This is a genomic window from Aequorivita sublithincola DSM 14238 (assembly GCF_000265385.1).
In the GTDB taxonomy this organism is placed as follows: domain Bacteria; phylum Bacteroidota; class Bacteroidia; order Flavobacteriales; family Flavobacteriaceae; genus Aequorivita; species Aequorivita sublithincola.
Genome location: NC_018013.1, coordinates 294,795 through 314,560, shown reverse-complemented (window position 1 = coordinate 314,560; position 19,766 = coordinate 294,795). Strand labels below are relative to the sequence as shown.

General features: G+C 35.9%; 19 protein-coding genes. 10 read left to right on the top strand and 9 right to left on the bottom strand.

What is annotated here, in order from left to right:
• Positions 1-8: 8 nt before the first annotated feature.
• The 4 genes from AEQSU_RS01515 to guaB all read left to right on the top strand — a co-directional run bounded on the left by AEQSU_RS01515 (position 9) and on the right by guaB (position 4,487).
• A complete protein-coding gene (locus AEQSU_RS01515; protein ID WP_014781084.1) occupies positions 9-872 on the top strand; it encodes a hydroxymethylglutaryl-CoA lyase in 864 nt (287 codons plus the stop codon).
• On the top strand, positions 873-2,411 hold the full coding sequence (locus AEQSU_RS01510; protein WP_014781083.1) for a bifunctional metallophosphatase/5'-nucleotidase: 1,539 nt from the start codon (positions 873-875) through the stop codon (positions 2,409-2,411).
• On the top strand, positions 2,411-2,893 hold the full coding sequence (locus AEQSU_RS01505) for a heme-binding domain-containing protein (protein ID WP_157429238.1): 483 nt from the start codon (positions 2,411-2,413) through the stop codon (positions 2,891-2,893). The genes AEQSU_RS01510 and AEQSU_RS01505 overlap by 1 nt, the downstream gene beginning before the upstream one ends.
• Before the next feature lie 121 nt (positions 2,894-3,014).
• Positions 3,015-4,487, top strand: a complete 1,473-nt coding sequence (gene guaB, locus AEQSU_RS01500) for an IMP dehydrogenase (RefSeq protein ID WP_014781081.1) — start codon at positions 3,015-3,017, stop codon at positions 4,485-4,487.
• Between the two features lie 80 nt (positions 4,488-4,567).
• Here the strand turns inward: guaB and AEQSU_RS01495 are convergent, their stop codons facing one another.
• The 3 genes from AEQSU_RS01495 to AEQSU_RS01485 all read right to left on the bottom strand — a co-directional run bounded on the left by AEQSU_RS01495 (position 4,568) and on the right by AEQSU_RS01485 (position 5,976).
• Entirely contained in the window at positions 4,568-4,981 is a 414-nt protein-coding gene (locus AEQSU_RS01495) for a hypothetical protein (RefSeq protein WP_014781080.1), read from the bottom strand.
• A 146-nt stretch (positions 4,982-5,127) separates the two neighbouring features.
• On the bottom strand, positions 5,128-5,643 hold the full coding sequence (locus AEQSU_RS01490; protein WP_014781079.1) for an OmpH/Skp family outer membrane protein: 516 nt from the start codon (positions 5,641-5,643) through the stop codon (positions 5,128-5,130).
• 90 nt (positions 5,644-5,733) lie between these two features.
• Positions 5,734-5,976: a hypothetical protein gene (locus AEQSU_RS01485; protein ID WP_014781078.1), complete on the bottom strand. Its 243-nt coding sequence runs from the start codon at positions 5,974-5,976 to the stop codon at positions 5,734-5,736.
• 209 nt (positions 5,977-6,185) lie between these two features.
• On the opposite strand from AEQSU_RS01485, the gene AEQSU_RS01480 reads away from it, so the two are divergent.
• From AEQSU_RS01480 to AEQSU_RS01455, 6 genes are all read left to right on the top strand, one after another.
• The gene (locus tag AEQSU_RS01480; protein ID WP_014781077.1) at positions 6,186-8,141 is read left to right on the top strand and encodes a peptidylprolyl isomerase; all 1,956 of its coding nucleotides are present in this window, start codon (positions 6,186-6,188) and stop codon (positions 8,139-8,141) included.
• Positions 8,138-8,995 (top strand): hypothetical protein, encoded by an 858-nt coding sequence (locus AEQSU_RS01475; protein ID WP_014781076.1) that lies wholly within the window; start codon positions 8,138-8,140, stop codon positions 8,993-8,995. Before AEQSU_RS01480 ends, AEQSU_RS01475 begins: the two co-directional genes overlap by 4 nt.
• Positions 8,988-10,424, top strand: coding sequence for a peptidylprolyl isomerase (locus AEQSU_RS01470; RefSeq protein WP_245529101.1), 1,437 nt, complete (start codon positions 8,988-8,990; stop codon positions 10,422-10,424). The genes AEQSU_RS01475 and AEQSU_RS01470 overlap by 8 nt, the downstream gene beginning before the upstream one ends.
• 13 nt (positions 10,425-10,437) lie before the next feature.
• Positions 10,438-11,391, top strand: a complete 954-nt coding sequence (locus AEQSU_RS01465) for an AAA family ATPase (RefSeq protein ID WP_014781074.1) — start codon at positions 10,438-10,440, stop codon at positions 11,389-11,391.
• 211 nt (positions 11,392-11,602) lie between these two features.
• Entirely contained in the window at positions 11,603-13,867 is a 2,265-nt protein-coding gene (locus AEQSU_RS01460) for an aconitate hydratase (protein WP_014781073.1), read from the top strand.
• A gap of 91 nt (positions 13,868-13,958) precedes the next feature.
• Positions 13,959-14,519 carry a TlpA family protein disulfide reductase gene (locus tag AEQSU_RS01455; RefSeq protein WP_014781072.1) on the top strand — a complete coding sequence of 187 codons (561 nt, stop codon included), beginning with the start codon at positions 13,959-13,961 and terminating at the stop codon, positions 14,517-14,519.
• A gap of 51 nt (positions 14,520-14,570) precedes the next feature.
• Here AEQSU_RS01455 and AEQSU_RS16045 read toward each other — a convergent pair whose 3' ends face one another.
• The 6 genes from AEQSU_RS16045 to AEQSU_RS01425 form a co-directional block, all read right to left on the bottom strand.
• Complete coding sequence (locus AEQSU_RS16045; RefSeq protein ID WP_014781071.1) at positions 14,571-15,065, bottom strand: hypothetical protein; 495 nt, start codon at positions 15,063-15,065, stop codon at positions 14,571-14,573.
• A gap of 50 nt (positions 15,066-15,115) precedes the next feature.
• Positions 15,116-15,811, bottom strand: coding sequence for a lycopene cyclase domain-containing protein (locus AEQSU_RS01445; RefSeq protein ID WP_014781070.1), 696 nt, complete (start codon positions 15,809-15,811; stop codon positions 15,116-15,118).
• 3 nt (positions 15,812-15,814) lie between these two features.
• On the bottom strand, positions 15,815-16,264 hold the full coding sequence (locus AEQSU_RS01440) for a sterol desaturase family protein (protein ID WP_014781069.1): 450 nt from the start codon (positions 16,262-16,264) through the stop codon (positions 15,815-15,817).
• A gap of 99 nt (positions 16,265-16,363) precedes the next feature.
• Entirely contained in the window at positions 16,364-17,206 is an 843-nt protein-coding gene (locus tag AEQSU_RS01435) for a phytoene/squalene synthase family protein (protein ID WP_014781068.1), read from the bottom strand.
• Entirely contained in the window at positions 17,203-18,669 is a 1,467-nt protein-coding gene (locus tag AEQSU_RS01430) for a phytoene desaturase family protein (RefSeq protein ID WP_014781067.1), read from the bottom strand. Before AEQSU_RS01430 ends, AEQSU_RS01435 begins: the two co-directional genes overlap by 4 nt.
• A 143-nt stretch (positions 18,670-18,812) precedes the next feature.
• The gene (locus AEQSU_RS01425) at positions 18,813-19,715 is read right to left on the bottom strand and encodes a MerR family transcriptional regulator (RefSeq protein ID WP_014781066.1); all 903 of its coding nucleotides are present in this window, start codon (positions 19,713-19,715) and stop codon (positions 18,813-18,815) included.
• Between the last annotated feature and the right edge of the window lie 51 nt (positions 19,716-19,766).

Below are 19,766 nucleotides of genomic sequence, written 5' to 3'. Positions count from 1 at the left end.
TTGAAGCAATGCAGCAAGTAAAAATAATAGAATGTCCGCGCGATGCTATGCAAGGCATCAAAGAATGGATTCCCACCGAGCAAAAAGTGCAGTATTTGCAGTCACTTTTGCGCTGTGGTTTTGACACAATTGATTTTGGAAGTTTCGTCTCGCCAAAAGCAATTCCACAAATGCAGGACACCGCAGAAGTACTTTCAAAACTGGATCTTTCCGCTACAAATAGTAAATTGCTTGCTATTATTGCAAACCTTCGCGGTGCGGAAGATGCTGTAAAACATCCAGAAATTGATTATTTAGGCTACCCGTTTTCAATTTCAGAAAACTTCCAAATGCGGAACACGCACAAAACCATTGCAGAGTCTTTAGTATTGCTTCAGGAAATTTTAAATTTAGCTCATAAAAATAATAAAGAAGTAGTTGCGTATCTTTCCATGGGCTTCGGGAATCCATACGGTGACCCGTGGAATGTGGAAATAGTAGGTGAGTGGACGGAGAAACTTTCTGCAATGGGAGTAAAGATTCTTTCCTTGAGCGATACTGTAGGTTCGTCGACCCCTGATATTATTTCATATTTATTTAGTAACTTGATACCCAAATATCCCCACATAGAGTTTGGTGCGCATTTGCACACCACTCCAAATGCTTGGCACGAAAAAGTAGATGCGGCCTATAAAGCGGGCTGCCGAAGATTCGATGGTGCTATACAAGGTTTTGGAGGTTGCCCAATGGCAAAAGACGAATTAACTGGAAATATGCCCACCGAAAAAATGCTTAGCTATTTTACTGCTGAAAAAATTTCGTGCAACATTAACCCAATGTCTTTTGAAAGCGCGCACAACGAAGCAACAAAAATCTTTACCAAATATCATTAGATGAGAAAATTTTTACTTTTAGCTATTGCGGGATGTTTTTTTTCCAGTTGCGAAATACTTCAATTCGCTCCCGAAGACCCAATAAAAGGGGCAGGTGCAGTGACACTTAAGTTTGTTCAAATGAACGATGTTTATGAAATAGCGTCTTTAAATGGCGGAGAATACGGTGGGCTCGCACGCGTGGCACATATCCGTGATTCTATTAAGGAAAAGTTTCCAAACACCTATTTGTTTATGGCTGGAGATTTTTTAAACCCTTCCTTGCTAGGTACACTGAAAGTAGATGGGGAACGGATCAACGGTAAGCAAATGATTGAAGTGTTAAACGCTATGCAAATAGATCTTGTTACATTCGGAAATCATGAGTTTGACCTGAGTGAAAAGGAGTTACAAAATAGGTTGAACGAATCAAATTTTACTTGGACTACTGCAAATGTGCGTCACGTAACAGAAAAAGGGATTTTACCTTTTAGTACAAAATGGGATTATTCCAACGTTCCCACTTCAGATTTCTCCACTTTTAATGCTATTGATGCAGATGGTAATAAAATGAAATTTGGGGTATTTGGTGTTACCTTACCTTCTAACCCAAAAGATTACGTGTATTATGGCGATATATACGAGAATGCTAAACGCGCATATGATTTGGCTATTCAAAAATCAGATTTTGTTGTAGGATTAACACACGTCGCTGTTGAAGAGGACATGGAAATAGCAAGACAAAATCGTTCTCTTCCATTAATAATGGGAGGCCACGAGCATTATAACATGCTAGAAAAAGAAGGTAGAACTATTATCGCCAAAGCAGATGCTAATGCAAAAAGTATCTATGTACATACTCTTATCTATAATTTGCGCACCAAGTACCTTCATATTAATTCTGAATTAATGATGGTTACTGATAAAATTGCCTCTTCAGCTAAAGTAGAGCGCGTTGTCAATAAATGGACAGAGCTATTGGACCAAAAACTAAAAGAAGTAGTTGAAAATCCCAATGAAGTTATTTATCACGCGAGCACTCCTTTGGATGGCACAGATAAAGCAAACCGTAGCAAGCAAACCAATTTAGGCGAAATAATAGCTCGTTCTATGGCTTATTCATATAATGATAAGATAGATGGGGCTATTGTGAATGGTGGATCGATAAGAATAGATGACAGATTGGTGGGCGATATAACTAGTACGGATATTTTTAGAGTATTACCCTTTGGTGGGACTGTTTTGAGAATGGATTTAAAAGGGAGGCTGCTAACTGAAATTCTCAATTACGGAAATAATCAGAGTGGAACTGGAGCATATTTACAACGTTTCAACTTTTCTCAGGATTCTGATGGATCTTGGTCTACCAATGGAAATATAATATTGGATAACAGAAAGTATTCCATAGCAATCAGTGACTTTTTGCTTAAAGGATTAGACATCCCATTTCTAACGCCTGAAAATAAAGATATTATCAAAATTTATACACCAAAAGAATCTGAAACTGCTTCAGATATTCGGAAAGCAATCATTTTCTATTTAAATTCGCTGAAAAAATAATGATGATTAAAAAAGGTGTAAAGATTTTACTTGTTTTGGGACTGGCTGCATTAGTGGCCATTCAGTTTATACGTCCGGAAAAAAATAACGATGGTTATAAAAGTGTTGCTGCTTTTGAAGCTGAAACCAAACCTTCTGAACAAGTAGCATCAATTTTAAAGGAAAGCTGTTACGATTGTCATAGCAATCAAACCCGTTATCCTTGGTATGCCGAATTAGCGCCATTCTCACTTTGGCTTAATGATCATATTATAGATGGAAAAAAACATTTTAATGTTTCCGCTTGGTCAGAGTACACCGTTAAAAAGAAAGAACACAAGCTTGAAGAACTAGTTGAAATGGTAGAAAATGAAGAAATGCCACTAAGATCTTACGCCTTTGTTCACGGCAATATTTCTGAAGACGATAGGAAATTGCTACTTCAATGGGCAGGACTGGTTAGACTTCAATATAAGCATCAGTTGGAGGTTTCTTCAAGATAAAGTTTTTGTTCGATGTAAGTTTAACGGCTTTAGAAAAAATAACTAAAGATTTTATAGTACATTTGCACGCAATTAATCCATAACCACTTTCGCAATTCTTTCGGAAGTTAATTTAATTGCAATGACCGCACACGACAACAAAATTCTAGGAGAGGGCCTTACTTACGACGACGTACTTTTAGTACCCGCCTATTCCGAAGTTTTACCACGCGAAGTTTCTATCGCCACCAAATTTTCACGAAATATTACATTGAACGTTCCTATTGTTTCCGCAGCAATGGATACCGTTACCGAAAGTGCTATGGCTATTGCCATTGCTCGCGAAGGCGGTATTGGCGTGCTTCATAAAAACATGAGCATTGAGCAGCAGGCTGCCGAAGTGCGAAAAGTAAAACGTGCCGAAAGCGGAATGATTATAGATCCAATTACGCTTCATAAGGAAAATACCGTTGGTGACGCACAAAAAACAATGCGCGAATACAGTATAGGTGGAATCCCAATCACAGATAATAATGGAAAGCTAATAGGAATTGTTACCAACCGCGATCTTCGTTTTGAAAAAGATTTAAAACGTCCTTTGAGCGAAGTAATGACTTCAGAAAATTTAGTTACCGTAGCGCAAGGCACCTCTTTAAAGGAGGCCGAAATAATTCTTCAGAAAAATAAAATTGAAAAACTACCCGTAGTAAGCGACCAAGGAAAACTTCTTGGCCTTATTACCTTTAGAGATATTACAAAACTAACGCAGAAACCCATTGCCAATAAAGATAAATATGGAAGACTTTGCGTAGCCGCAGCACTTGGAGTAACTCCGGATGCATTAGAAAGAGCGGAAGCTTTGGTAAACGCGCAGGTTGATGCAGTGATTATTGACACAGCCCACGGCCACACAAAAGGCGTTGTAGATGTTTTGAAAAAAGTGAAAGAAAAATTTCCAAACCTTGACGTAATTGTTGGAAATATAGCCACTGCCGCTGCCGCAATTTATTTAGTTGAAGCTGGAGCCGATGCAGTAAAAGTGGGTATTGGACCAGGTTCCATCTGTACCACCCGAGTAGTTGCAGGCGTTGGTTTTCCACAATTTTCAGCGGTGTTGGAAGTTGCAGCTGCCTTAAAAGGAAGCGGAGTTCCCGTTATTGCTGATGGTGGAATTCGTTACACTGGCGACATCCCAAAAGCAATTGCAGCTGGAGCGGATTGTGTTATGCTCGGTTCATTATTGGCTGGAACTAAGGAATCTCCTGGACACACTATTATTTATGAAGGAAGAAAATATAAATCTTACAGAGGAATGGGCTCGGTTGAAGCTATGAAGGAAGGTTCTAAAGATCGTTATTTTCAGGATGTTGAAGACGACATTAAAAAATTGGTTCCCGAAGGAATCGTGGGTCGCGTACCGTACAAAGGTGAATTGGTTGAAAGTATGACTCAATTTATCGGCGGACTTCGCGCGGGAATGGGCTATTGTGGCGCCAAGGATATTGAAACCTTAAAAGAAACTGGCCAGTTTGTAAAAATAACAGCATCAGGTATTAATGAGAGTCATCCGCACGATGTTACCATTACAAACGAATCGCCGAATTATAGTAGATAACAGTATAATTTTGTTTGAACGTTTAAAAAGCACTGGAATTTTTCTAATGCTTTTTTTATTTTGAAGAAGTTTGTGATTCTTTATAGCGTTCTAATTAAAGCTTCAAAGTAGTTTACGATTTTTATCAGTTGGTCACTATTCTTTTTTCTCAGCTTCGCAGTATAAGAAACTTGATTATTTTCACAACTAATTTTTGAAGCTGGAAAACTTAGGAGGGCTGGCGTGTATTTATTGGAAAGTAAATTTTCGGTAAGTGCTGTTCTTGTTCCGCGCAAACTATAGCTGGGAGAACGGGTAATAAAAATCATAAAATTATTTTTTTCAATTTCACTAATGGCAATATCTTGAAATAACTGTTGCGCTGGTTTTATTTCTATATTTATTCTTCTTTTCCATTCATAGGAAACTTCATAATTACGATTATTGATTATGATTTTTTCAGTTTCAAAGCCTGATGGATTCTGTAGAATAAGTTCAATAATTTTTTCAGACATTTATAATTTTAATTTTTTTAATGAATAATATCTGTGTTCAAAAATTCTGAAATTTATCAAATATAATTTATTTCAAAATGTAGGGAACAAAAAAAACGTGAAGCAAAATGCTCCACGTTTTATCGTTTTCAAAAGAAATAACTAATTTATTTTCCTTCCATTTCTGGAGTTATAGTAATTCCAAGTTCCTGTATAATTGGGACTGTAAGATCATAATTTGGGTCTAAATAAACCATATCCTGTGATGTTTGCATCACTTGGGTATAGTTTTGTGCTTTCGCTACTGTTTCCAAAGCCACTCCAATTTTTTGATAAAGTGGTTTTAAAGCTTCTTGCTTTTTAATTTCCATCAGTTGTGAACCGTTTTGCTGGAACTTCTGAATGTCGTTTTCCAAAGTAAGCAATGCGGTTTGCTTTGCTTTTTTCTGCTCTGCGGTAAAAGTGGCTTCGCCTGTTTTATATTCCTCAGCAAGTCTTTTGTATTCGGTGACTTTTTTATTAAGGTCTGTGTCCAATTGTTTTCCGTAAGTGTCCAATTCCTTTTGAACAGAAGTTAGTTCTGGCATATTGGAAAGAATATAGTCAATGTCCACTGCGCCAACTTTTCCTTGGGCGAAGGTTGAAAGACCAATAAAGAAAATCGCGATTTTTAAAAATTTCATTTTGTGTGTTTTTAAATATTCAGAGCGCAATATTACTATAAATATTGCAAATATTAGACCAGTTATTTGTTGTGTTCATAAAAATTATGTTCATACTTCGTCGTAAATTTGGCCACGAGTTGGTTTCAATCTTTCTCTTAAGGTATTCATCAAAGCTTTTTCAACCACCATAAAGGCAATATGGTGCATTGGTGTCATTTCTTCTTGGCCTGTGAAGCTGTCTTTTAAATTTTCTGCCTGTGCAAATTCATCTAAATGTTTAGTGTGATGTTTTGCAATGTGCTTTGCATTTGGCCCGCGGAAGTCCCAGATAAGTTTTATTCTTTCAGTCATTTATGTATAATTGTGAGGGTAATGATTTCATTTTAAAAAGTGATTATTTTCAGTGTTTTTGGAAGTTTCGGCAAGTTACAAGATTTAAGAATATTTTAAAAAACTCCAAACACTATATTTATATTAAATTCGTTTGCCTTTCGGACGTTAGTTCCCGAAGCTTTTTGTTATTTTTGCCACGCTTCATTAAAAATAAATATTCAATTAAGATGAAAAATTTTCTTTCCCTATGCCTTTTGGCCTTTTTGAGCGCCACAACTGTTTTTGCGCAAAATAAAAAAGAAGTATTAATGACCATAGACGGGAAGCCCGTTTATGCAAATGAATTTGAGCGGGTTTACAGTAAAAACCTTGATTTGGTTCAAGATGAATCTCAAAAAGATATTGATGGCTACCTCCAACTTTTTATTGATTATAAGTTGAAAATAGCAGAAGCCAAAGAACAAGGTTTAGACAAAACTGCCGATTATACAAAAGAGTTTTCAAAATACAGAGACCAGCTTTCAAGAAACTATCTTTTTGAAGATAAGGTTGCTGAAGAACTTGCCAAAGAAGCTTACGAACGAGGTAAGGAAGATATAGATGCTTCCCATATTTTGATTCGTGCAGATTATGAAGCGTTGCCGCAAGATACATTGGCAGCCTACAATAAAATAAAGGGTATTCGTGAAAGAGCACTGAAAGGTGAAGATTTCTCAAAGCTTGCAAAATTATATTCGGAAGAGCCAGGCGCTAAAGAACGAGGTGGTGATCTAGGTTATTTTTCAGTGTTTTCTATGGTTTATCCGTTTGAAAGCGCTGCTTATAAAACGAAAGTGGGCGAAATCTCTCCAATAGTACGCACCAGTTTTGGATACCATATAATAAAGGTTAACGACAAAAGAGCTCGTCAACCAAAAGTAGAAGTATCGCATATTATGATATCTGATAAAAAAGGAGCGCGTGACTTCAACCCAGAAGAGCGAATCAATGAAATAGCTGCAATGCTAAAACAAGGAGAGAACTTTGAAAGCCTTGCCAAACAATTTTCTGACGATAAAAATTCTGCAGTATTGGGAGGTAAATTGAAGCCTTTTACAAAAGGAGACCTTCGTGCCCCAGAATTTGAAGATGCTGCTTATAATCTTAAAAATATAGGAGATATAAGCAAACCTGTAAAGACAGATTTTGGCTGGCATATTATTCGTTTGGATGAAAAATTGCCGATGGAATCTTTTGACCAGCAAAGAGAAGAGTTGGAGAAAAAAGTAAACGAAGGCGAACGTTCCAAAATAGTAACGAGCGCTACAAATAAAAAAATAAAGGAAAAATATGGCTTTAAAAAAGAAGCTAGCTACTTGCCTTTTTTTGATACTTATCTTGGTGATGATATCTTAAAAAGAAAGTGGGAAATGACTCCAATATCATCTAATGATGATAAAGTTCTTTTTACTATAGGTGATAAAAAAGCAACCTATTCAGATTTCGCAAAATATATTACAGAACGTCAAAAAAGCACACGACCATACAAATTGAAGGAATCGCTTTTAGTTGATTTTTATGATGAGTTTGAAACTAATGAACTAAAGGATTATTTCAAAGAAAGACTTGAGTTTGAAAATGAAGACTATGCTGCAATCCTTAACGAATACCGTGATGGTCTTTTGATTTTTGATGTAATGGACAAAAACATTTGGCAAAAAGGCAAAAATGATTCTATTGGCATTCAGGAATATTACAATAAGTCCAAACAAGACTATCAATGGAAACAACGTGTAGATGCAGATATTTATGCAGCTACTTCAGAAGCACTTGCGCAACAAGTTCTTAAAATGTTGGGCGAAGGAAAAACTTCAGAAGAGATTAAAACGACTTTAAATTCAGATGCTAAAGTAAATGTAATAATCACTCCCGGCGTTTTTGAAATTGACCAACGCGAGCTGCCAGAGAATTTTGAAATTAAGAAAGGAGTTTCAAAAATTTACCCAAGCCACGACTCATTTGTAGTGGTGAACGTAAACGAAATAATTGCGCCTGGACCAAAATCGTTGGAAGATGTAAAAGGAAAAGTATTGAGTAACTACCAAAACGATCTTGAAAAATCGTGGATGGAAAGCCTTCATAAAAAATACGACGTAGAGGTTAACAAAAAAACCTTAAAACACGTCAAGAAACAACTTAAGTGATAAAGTATTTTCTATATATAATAGTATGCTGTAGCGTTTTTATTTCCTGTGATTATTTTAAGCAGGAAACCACTCAAGACGCAATTGCCCGTGTAAATAATAACTATTTATATACTTCGGACATTGCAAAATTGATTTCTGAAAACACTTCGCCTGAAGACAGCACGCTCATTGTAAACAATTACATAAACCGTTGGGCAACCCAGCAATTGCTCATAGATCAGGCAAAAATAAATCTAACTCCTGATAAGTTAGAACAATTTGATAAACTAGTTCAGGAATATAAAACGGATCTGCTTACCGATGCCTATAAAAACGTAATTGTAGGTAAACAGATTGACAGCGTTATTTCAGATCAGGAATATCAAACCTATTACAACGATAACAAAGAAAACTTCAAGCAGCGGGATTTACTTGTTAAGCTTCGTTATGTCCAGATTCCTCTAAATTATGAAGGACTTTCACCTTTAAAAGAAAAACTGAACAGATATAACGAAAAAGATAGAAAATCGCTGAACAGTCAGAACTATCAATTTATTTCTTCAAATTTTAATGATTCCGTTTGGGTTAAAAAAGATGTTTTGCTCAATGCACTGCCAGTATTAAAAGGCAGTAACGAGCAAGTGTTAAAAAAATCCAATTTTGCACAGTTGCAAGATTCATTAGGAGTATATTTGGTCAAAATTGAAAACGTGCTCAATCCCAATGATACAGCACCGTTTTCATACGTCAAGCCTACTTTGAAACAAATCATTTTGAACAAAAGAAAGCTTGAACTCATAAAAAAATTAGAAACAGATATTACAAAAGATGCTATTGAAACAAACAATTTTGAAATCTATAAAAATGAATAAGTTTTTATTGGTATTATTATTTTCCACTGCAATAATGCAGGCCCAAGTTGTGTTGGAGCCAGACAGTACAGGCGTTGTAAAAAGCAATGATTCCTTAGTAGTACAACAAGTAATGAAGCGCGACACTTTGAAACCTTTCAAAAGATACAAGGCCGAAGGCGTAAGCGCAGTGGTGGGAGAATACGTAATTCTTGACAGTGATATAGACAAGGCCTATGTTGAAATGCAATCACAAGGAATATCTATTGAAGATATAACCCGTTGCCAGTTGATGGGTAAATTGATGGAAGATAAACTCTACGCCCATCAAGCAAAACAGGATAGTCTTATGGTTCCAGATGCTGAAATCAACGGAATGATAGACCAGCAAATGCAGTATATGATTAGCGAACTAGGAAGCGAAGAAAAAGTAGCGGCATATTATAGAAAAGACAATATGGCGCAACTTAGAACTGAGCTTTTTGAAGTCAACAAAAGCATAAAGCTGGCAAATTTGATGCAGCAGAAAGTAATTGAAAAAGTAGAAGTTACTCCAGAAGAGGTAAGAACATTTTTCTTCTCCATTCCAGAAGAGGAGCGCCCCGTTTTTGGAGCTGAAATTGAAATCGCTCAAATAGTGGTGGATCCAGAAATTACCCAGCAAGCAAAAGATGAGGTTGTTGCAAAACTTAACGCAATGCGCGCAGATATTATTGACAACGGCGCCAGTTTTGCCACCAAAGCGGTTTTATATTCCAAAGATCCTGGTTCGAATTCCAAAGGAGGGCTTTATCTCGGTGTGAAGAGAGATTCCCCTTGGGCTAAAGAATTTAAGGATCAAGCGTTTTCACTTTTGGAAGGCGAAATAAGCGAACCTTTTGAAACTGAATTTGGGTATCATATTCTTTATGTTGAAAAAATACGCGGACAAGAAGTAGACGTGCGCCACATTCTAATGTTTCCAGAAGTTTCACAGCAATCAATAGATGCCGCTCAGAAAAAGATTGATGATTTAAAAGCTAAAATTGAAGCAGGAGAAATAACTTTTGCAGAAGCTGCCAGAAAAAATTCAGACGACAAAGAAACCCGAAATAATGGTGGACAATTGATAAACCCGATTTCTTTCGATACTAAATTCGATCTTACTAAAATGGATCCAACCCTTAGTGCGCAAGTTTACAATTTGAACGAAAGCGAAGTTTCAAAAGTATTTACAGACCGTGACCGTACCGGAAAAAGCAGTTTAAAAATACTTACAGTTACCAAAAAGTATGAAGAACACAAAGCAGATTATACCAAAGATTACGAACGTATTAAACAATTGGCGCTTCGCGAAAAGCAGTTTAAGACTATTAACAAATGGCAGAACGATAAAATAAAAGACACTTATATTAGTATAAATCAAGATTATCAAGGTTGTGATTTTGCTGGAAATTGGATGAAAAAATAATAGTGAATAAAATATGTCAGACGTAGCAGCGGTAACACAACTGGTTTCAAAATACAATGCCCTTAGGCAGGAAATAAAAAAAGTAATAGTAGGTCAAGATGAAGTGGTGGAGCAAGTTTTACTTGCCATCTTTTCTGGAGGTCACGCTTTGCTGATTGGTGTTCCCGGCCTTGCAAAAACCCTGTTGGTAAATACTGTTGCGGAAGCACTTGGCTTAAAATTTAAAAGAATTCAGTTTACGCCAGATTTGATGCCGAGTGATATTTTAGGCTCTGAAATTCTGGATAAAGACCGAGAGTTCAAATTCATAAAAGGCCCAATCTTCGCCAATATAATTCTTGCAGATGAGATAAACCGTACGCCACCAAAAACGCAAGCCGCACTTTTAGAAGCGATGCAAGAACGCTCTGTAACCGTTGCTGGACACAATTACAAATTAGATTTACCCTATTTTGTACTAGCTACTCAAAACCCAATTGAGCAGGAGGGAACTTATCCTTTGCCAGAAGCACAGTTGGATCGTTTCATGTTCGCCATCAATTTAGAATATCCTTCATTTGCGGAAGAAGTGGAAGTAGTAAAACAAACTACTGCATGCGAAACCCAAAAGGTAAACGCGCTGTTTACTTCTCAAGAAATTATTGATTTTCAACAATTAATAAGAAGAATTCCTGTAGCAGATAACGTTGTGGAATTCGCTGTTACTTTAGTTGGAAAAACACGACCCAATAGTTCTACTGCCACAGATATTGTGAAAAATTATATTGATTGGGGTGCAGGACCAAGAGCTTCTCAGAACTTAATTTTGGCGGCAAAAACGAATGCCGCGCTTCACGGGAAATTTTCTCCAGATATTGAAGATGTTCAAAAAGCAGCAATCGGAATACTCAGACACCGAATGATTAAAAACTACAAAGCCGAAGCTGAAGGCTTGAGTATAGAGGATATAATCAAAGGCTTGTACTAAATAATTTACTCTTTCTTTTCAAATTCTAAAGATATTCGAATTCTAATAATTAGAAATTCTTAATATTATCTATCTAATATTGCAGTATCGGCAATTATAGTCAATGCTATTTAATATTTAATGAAGTATATTCATTAAATAAGCAATTCCATTATATATTTTTTAGTTATTGTATATTTTTTGTAATTTCGCAACTACAAAAAATACAACTATGGCATTTGATATTGATATGATTAAAAAGGTTTACGCCCAGATGACAGAACGTGTTGATAAAGCACGTGAAATCACTGGAAAACCACTTACACTTTCCGAAAAAATATTATACTCCCACCTTTGGGATGGCAATCCCAACAAAGCTTTCCAACGCGGAAAAGATTATGTGGATTTTGCTCCAGATAGAATTGCTTGCCAAGATGCAACAGCACAGATGGCCTTACTTCAATTTATGCAAGCTGGTAAGAAAACCGTTGCAGTGCCTACAACTGTGCATTGTGATCACTTAATTCAAGCAAAACAAGGCGCCGTTCCAGATTTGAAACGCGCTAATGAAACAAGCAACGAAGTTTTTGATTTCTTAGAATCTGTTTCAAACAAATACGGAATCGGCTTTTGGAGACCAGGAGCGGGAATTATCCACCAAGTTGTTTTAGAAAACTATGCTTTCCCAGGTGGAATGATGATTGGGACCGATAGTCACACTGTAAACGCAGGTGGTTTGGGAATGGTTGCAATTGGAGTTGGTGGTGCGGATGCTGTTGATGTGATGGCCGGAATGGCTTGGGAATTAAAGTTTCCAAAGCTAATCGGTGTGAAATTAACAGGTGAATTAAACGGCTGGACCGCTTCAAAAGATGTTATTTTGAAAGTAGCTGGAATTCTAACCGTAAAAGGTGGAACAGGAGCTATTGTAGAATATTTTGGACCTGGTGCAAAAAACCTTTCTTGTACAGGAAAAGGAACTATTTGTAACATGGGTGCCGAAATTGGCGCGACAACTTCAACTTTTGGGTATGACGATTCAATGGAACGTTTCCTAAGGGCTACAGATCGTGAAGACATTGCAGATGAGGCAAATAAAATTAGACCGTATTTAACAGGCGATGATGAAGTTTATGAAAACCCAGAAAAGTATTTCGATCAAGTTATAGAAATAGATTTGAATACGCTTCGTCCACATTTAAACGGTCCTTTCACTCCAGATTTAGCAACTCCAGTTGGTGAGTTAGGTGAAAAAGCTAAGAAAAATGATTGGCCAATAAAAGTAGATTGGGGCTTGATTGGAAGCTGTACAAACTCTTCTTATGAAGATTTAACGAGGGCCGCTTCAATAGCCCAACAGGCAATCGATAAAAAATTGGTTCCTAAAAGTGACTTTGGAATAAACCCTGGTTCAGAACAAATTCGTTTTACGGCACAACGTGATGGATTGTTGAATGTTTTTGAAAACCTTGGCGCTACAATATTCACAAATGCTTGCGGACCTTGTATTGGTCAGTGGGACCGAAGTGATAGAAAAGGTGACGAAAAGAACACAATTGTGCATTCTTTCAACAGAAACTTTTCAAAGCGCGCTGATGGAAACCCAAATACACACGCTTTTGTAGGCTCTCCAGAAATGGTTGCCGCAATCGCAATTTCGGGCCGTTTAGATTTCGATCCGATGAATGACACTCTAATAAACGAAGACGGAGTTGAAGTAAAGCTCGACGAGCCAGTTGGATTGGAATTACCCCCAAAAGGTTTTGAAGTTGATGACAATGGTTATTTAGCACCAAAAGAAGACGGCAGTTCTGTAGATGTTAAAGTTGCTAATGACAGCGAACGTCTTGAATTATTGGAGCCTTTTCTTCCAATAAAGGATTCTGAATTGCAAGGTGTAAAATTATTGATAAAAGCTTTCGGAAAATGTACCACAGACCATATTTCAATGGCTGGACCTTGGTTACGTTACCGTGGGCATTTAGACAATATTTCAAACAATACTTTAATTGGAGCTATTAATGCTTTCAACAAGAAGACAAACTTCGTAAAAAATCAATTTACAGGTGAATACGGCGGAGTGCCAGATGTACAACGCGAATACAAAGCCAAAGGGATAAAAACAATAGTTGTGGGCGACCATAATTACGGTGAAGGTTCTTCTCGTGAACACGCAGCAATGCAACCAAGATTCTTGGGTGTAGCAGCAGTTTTGGTGAAATCATTCGCTAGAATCCACGAAACAAACCTTAAAAAACAAGGAATGTTAGGATTAACGTTTGCAAACGAAGCAGATTACGATTTGATTCAGGAAGACGATACCTTCAACTTTGTAGATATTGCTGACTTTGCTGAAAACAAACCGTTGACTCTTGAAGTAGTTCACGCAGACGGAAGCAAAGACATTATCAAAACAAACCATACCTATAATGATGCGCAAATAAAGTGGTATCATGAAGGTTCGGCTTTAAATTTGATTAAGAAGCAGAACGCTTAATTCTAATTGAAAAAATGTTTAAACCTAACAGGTGTGATTGCGAAGAATGAAGCAATCTAACCTGTTAGGTTTTTTTATACCAAAAAAAACAATGAATTTTTTAAAGAAACATTGGAGCAACATTCTATTTTTTGCCTTTATAGCTTTGCTTATTTTCCCGCAAACCCGAATGCCAATTCAGGTTTTTGTGCAACGATTGGTTTCCTTTTCGCCTTCAGAAACTGCGGAAACTAATCGTGAATCTTTAAAAGATTACAATTGGAGTTTACTGAAATTAAATTCCGAAGAAGTAAGTTTTTCACAATCTGAAGGAAAGGTAACCATTGTAAACTTTTGGGCTACTTGGTGTCCGCCGTGTGTTGCTGAAATGCCTTCTTTTCAAAAACTATATGATTCTTACGGTGACAAAGTAGATTTCTATTTTGTAACTTCTGAGAAAGCTGAGAAGATTCAATCTTTTATGGAGAAACAAGATTACACCTTGCCAGTTTTTAGACAAATTTTTGATGCTCCCGAAGCGCTTCATTCGCAAGCACTTCCAACTACTTATTTAATTTCAAAGACTGGAGAAATAATTATAAATGAAGAGGGTGCGGCAGATTGGAACAGTGAAAAAATGCATAAGCTTTTAGATGAGCTGCTTAAAGAATAACAATTTTATTAAATACTATTTCAATTATTCTAAAAGGATTTGAGTTTTGTTTTAACTTATTCCACCTTGAGAATTATGATATAATTTATTCATATGTGCTAGAAACTGGCTGTCATATTGTGTGTTGAAATAATTTATCCATAAAACTCTAAATTGTTTATTTTCCATCCAATTCTGCATATAGGTATTCCATCCAGACCATTGCCTCTTTTTAATAGCATCTTCCTGGTCGGAATACATTAAATATGCACGCTCAAAAAGACAAATTAGGATTTCAATTATTATTTTTCTTTGGGAAATTTGATCATCTGTAAAATTCTTTGGTTTCTTTTGATCCATTTCGTAAATGTTCAATTCACTGTGATCTAAACAAATTTTTAAGAATTCGATATATCTATCGTCAAGAGTTGAATAAGTACCATTTTCACGATCTAAACGTTCTCGTTTCTTTTCAGCCAAAAACACATAGATTGCAACGGGTACACCAAGAATGGTTACAATTATTCCGACAATTTCTAATACAAGTTTTATTTGTGTTAAATCCATATAAATGTTCATTTAATGTAATAATATCACTATAAATGTACGGAATAAATTTAGCTGGAAACTTGATTTCTCTCTTTGAATTTTTCCATCAAAACAAAAATTGTAAGTAGCATCGTGAGGGCGTAAATACTGTCCTCAATGGGAACTGTTCCAATTCTGATTCCTAAGTTTTCAGCATCATTATACCATACCACCTGTTCGTGAATCCAGCTGCCTGTAAGGAAACCGTTAACGATAAAAAAGGGAACTAAAAGAATTAGAAATACAGGAAAGAAAACGTTTAATGCGTCGCGTTTATAGTTATAGACCAATGCCAGAAGCACGATTGCATATCCGAAATTGATTGCTGTGTACCAACGATCGTAAGAATATAAAAGCGTTACTATCAAAATTGTTTGTAACGAGAAGTAAACTATGGCTGTAATTTTATTTGAAAAGGAAAACTTTGGAAGTAAATTTTTAAAAGCATAAATCGTGAAAAGACACGCGTAGGGAATACAGATAAAGAAAAGCCATTCTTCCAAAGGAAGGTTTGCTAGTTTTATTCCTGAAAGATATTTATCATTGAAGCCCCAGAATCCCTGTTGCGTAAAAATAATGTCCCAAGGAATAAAAAAAGCCATCATTATAAATGTAGCTGGGAAAAAATATTTCCACAGTTTGTAAAACTTCAATTTTGGATGAAAACTGAATAGGAAAGGAACGCTAAGTGAAGCTATATCCAGCAAAAAATACAGATGCCACATAACTTATTTTTTGAAGTATTTTAGAGGAGGAAAGAGCATTCCGAAACATTCGCCTTCGTCTTTTCCTAAGTGTTTATGATGCATTTTATGTGCTCGTCTAATTCCTTTGGCATACCAATTATTAGCATTTCGGAACATTTTAAAACGCTGATGTATAAATATGTCGTGCACAAAAAAATAGGCCAATCCATATGCAAAAATTCCCAAACCTATAGGTAATCCAGCCCAGAAGCTGTAATAACTCCAGCCTACAAAACAACTGATACTAACCAATGCATAAAAAATAAAAAAGTAATCGTTGCGTTCCCACCAACTGCCGTGATCTTTGTGGTGATGGTCTTTGTGAAGTTTCCACAGGAAACCATGCATAATATATTTATGCGTAAACCACGCCATAAATTCCATAATGCAAAAAGTGGTTATGAAAATTAATATCCAAAGAACTGTTGTCATTTTTATTTGTTAATCGTTAATTGGTGATTCAGGATTTGTTAAAATGGATTCATCATTTAATCTAGTCTCCATCATCGGTCACCGAGCATCCGTCTTCCTTCATTTGACCAAATTTAGCTGATATTTGACATAGCTCCTCGTTAAAAGTCCAATTTTTTCAATATTTGGAACTCGGATTCGAGCATTTTTTATTTCAATTGCAGGGGTTTGTTGCAATTTTTTTAAGAGTCGTTTGTAATACCTGTATGCAATAAAAACACCGAGCTTTGCTTCGTGTGGTAAAAGTAGAATTCCATTATATCCTTTACTGAAATTTGCTTCAATCTCGGCTATTATTTTTTGTTTTGAAATTTCATCGAGGGATTCCAAATTAGTGTTCGGAAAATAGGTTCTGCTCAAATTTTCATAGTCTTCTTTTAAATCACGTAGAAAATTCACTTTTTGAAAAGCTGAGCCAAGATTCATTGCAGAGTCTTTTAGCTCGTTATATTTTTCGGAATCGCCTTTAACAAAAACCTTAAGGCACATCAAACCCACTACATCGGCTGATCCGTAGATATAGTCGTTGAATTCTTCGGTTGTGGAATAGGTGCTTTTGGTTAAATCCAATCGCATACTGTCCATAAATGTATCAATCAATTTCTTGTCAATATTGTATTTATAAACTGTAGCTTGAAACGAATTTAGGATTGGGTTTAGGCTAATGTGATCCTGCAAAGCTTCTTCCAAAGCATTTTGAAATCTGTTGAAAAGGAGCTCTTTATTATAATCGTGAAAAGAATCTACTATTTCGTCTGCAAACCGCACAAACCCATATATGTTATAAATATCCTGACGGATTGTGGGGCCCAGCATGCGCGTTGCTAGCGAAAAGGAAGTGCTGTATGTTTCAGTCACTTTTTTGCTGCAAGCTTCAGATACTATGTCAAAAAGTTCTTTCAAATTTTGTTTTCTTTTTCGATTAAACCGGCGACTAATTTTCCTGAAATTAATGCTGGAGGTACTCCTGGGCCAGGAACAGTGAGCTGTCCTGTAAAAAATAGATTTTCTACTTTTCCGCTTTTCAGTTTTGGTCTTAAGAAAGCAGTTTGCATCAAGGTATTTGCCAATCCGTAAGCATTTCCTTTATAACTATTGTAGTCTGAAACGAAATCGTTTATACAAAATGATTCTTTAAATATAACGTATTTTTTGACTTCTTGGTTGGTGATTTTCTCAAAACGATTCATAATTTTCTCAAAATATTCTTCGCGTATTTCGGGAATGTCATCCAAACCTGGTGCTAATGGAATTAAGAAAATCCCTGCTTCTTTGCCATTAGGTGAAACGTTCTCATCTGTTTTTGAAGGAAAGCTTGCATAAAACAAGGGTTCTTCTGGCCATTGAGGAATGTCATAAATTTCTTCGGAATGTTTCTCAAAATCTACATCAAAGAATAATGTATGATGATCTACATTTTCAATTTTTTTATCAAAACCCACATAAAAAAGTAGGGCAGAAGGGGCGAAGGTTTTCTTTTGCCAATAACTTTCAGAATATTGACGGAATTTTTGATCTAGCAGAGTTTCAGTGTGATGATAATCCGCACCGCTTAAAACAACATCTGTGGTTGTTTTTTCACCATTTATAATAAGTGCTGAAGCCCTCCCATTCTCAACAACAATTTTCTCAATGTTTTCATTGGTTTTGATGGTCACGCCCAATTCCTCCGCAAGCTCTTTCATTCCATCAATTACGGAATACATTCCTTTTTTTGGGTGAAATGTTCCAAGACCAAAATCTGCAAAATTCATAAAACTATAAAAAGCAGGTGTTTTGGAAGGTTTTGCACCCAAAAACAAAACAGGAAATTCAAGAATGGATATAAGTTTTTGGTTTTTAAATTCCCTCCGAACGTCCTTACTTACGGTGCTAAAAAACTGCCCGATTTTTCCCATTGTTTTGATTGAAACCAGTTCCAAAGGTGACACGCCTGGTCTATAAACCAAATCTTTAATGGCAATATTATAATTATCCATAGCTTGCGCCATAAATTCTTTAAGTTTTGCGGAACTCCCAGGTTCCTCCTTTTCAAAGGCGACGCTAATTTTTTCGAGCGTGTCTTCAATAGTTATATAATCATTAGTTCCAAAATAAACACGATATGCTGGATTCAGTTTCTTCAGCTCGTAATAGTCAGAAGGATCTTTTCCGAAGTCTGCAAAAAAACGTTCAAAAACATCAGGCATCCAATACCAAGTTGGGCCCATATCAAATGTGAATCCATCTTTTTTGAATTGCCTAGCTCTACCGCCAATGGTCTGGTTTTTTTCGTAAATAGTAACCAAATGTCCCGCTTGAGCCAAATAACAAGAAGCTGCAAGTGACGAAAAACCTGAACCAATAATCGCAATGTTTTTTTTCATACTGTTTAACAAAATTACAATTTATTTAAACAAAATAGAATATACTGTGCAATTATTTTATTCTTCCAAGCGAATTTTTATAATTTCAATTATTGTGAAGGATTTTAAAAAGATAACAATGTTTATCGCAACCCTTTAAATAATTAATCTTCCGATAGTTTTTCAATTTGATTTGTAAACATTTGCAAATCATTGAAGAATTTGATGTTTTTGAAGTGTTTGGTGCTTTTTTCAGCTCTACGTCCTAAAATCCATAATTCACAAGGAGCTTTTGAACACATATTATTCTCAAAATCGATTAGATAATTCTCCAATTTGTCATGCTCCGGTCTTACCGTAAAAAAGGTAATAAAAACGACTTCGCTTTTGGTTTGGAGTATATTAGTCAGGCTTTCTTGCGGAATATTTGGGCCTAGATATATTGTATTGAAGCCCGAAGCGAGAAGTTCGTAATTTGCGAACAACAACCCGATTTCATGAACTTCTTCAAATGGAAGATACAATACATAATTTTTTGAAATATTCTTTTTGTTCGATTTTTCAAGAAAATTAGTCTGTTGAATTATTGAGTGTTTTATTTTTTCTGAAATGAAATGTTCGTGCGAGGGATCAAGGGTGCCAGAATGCCATAAAATGCCCATTTCATTGAGCAATGGTACAAATACTTCTGAAAAAACTTCTCGCAATGATTTTTTTTCCAACATTTTTTCAAGAGTGTTGTCAAAAAGCTTTCCATCAAATTCGAACATCGCAGATTTAAACACATTTAGCATGTATTCAGAATCTAAATCAGTGATATTTTCTCTAATCAACTGCTGAATTTGTGTTGAATCTAGGCTCGCAAGTTTAGAAATTTTATGACCGGCGTTATATAAATACGTGATGTTCAATAACTTTTTTAAGTTATCTAAATCGTATTTTCTAATGTTAGTGTCGGTTCTATCTGGCTCAAGAAGATTGTAGCGTTTCTCCCAAATACGTATGGTATGAGCCTTAACGTTAGATAGGTTTTCAAGATCCTTAATTCCAAAATGTGTTTTAACCACGAAGAAATGTTTTAAAAATATTGGGTTAAAGTACTAAAAAAGAAGTAAAAA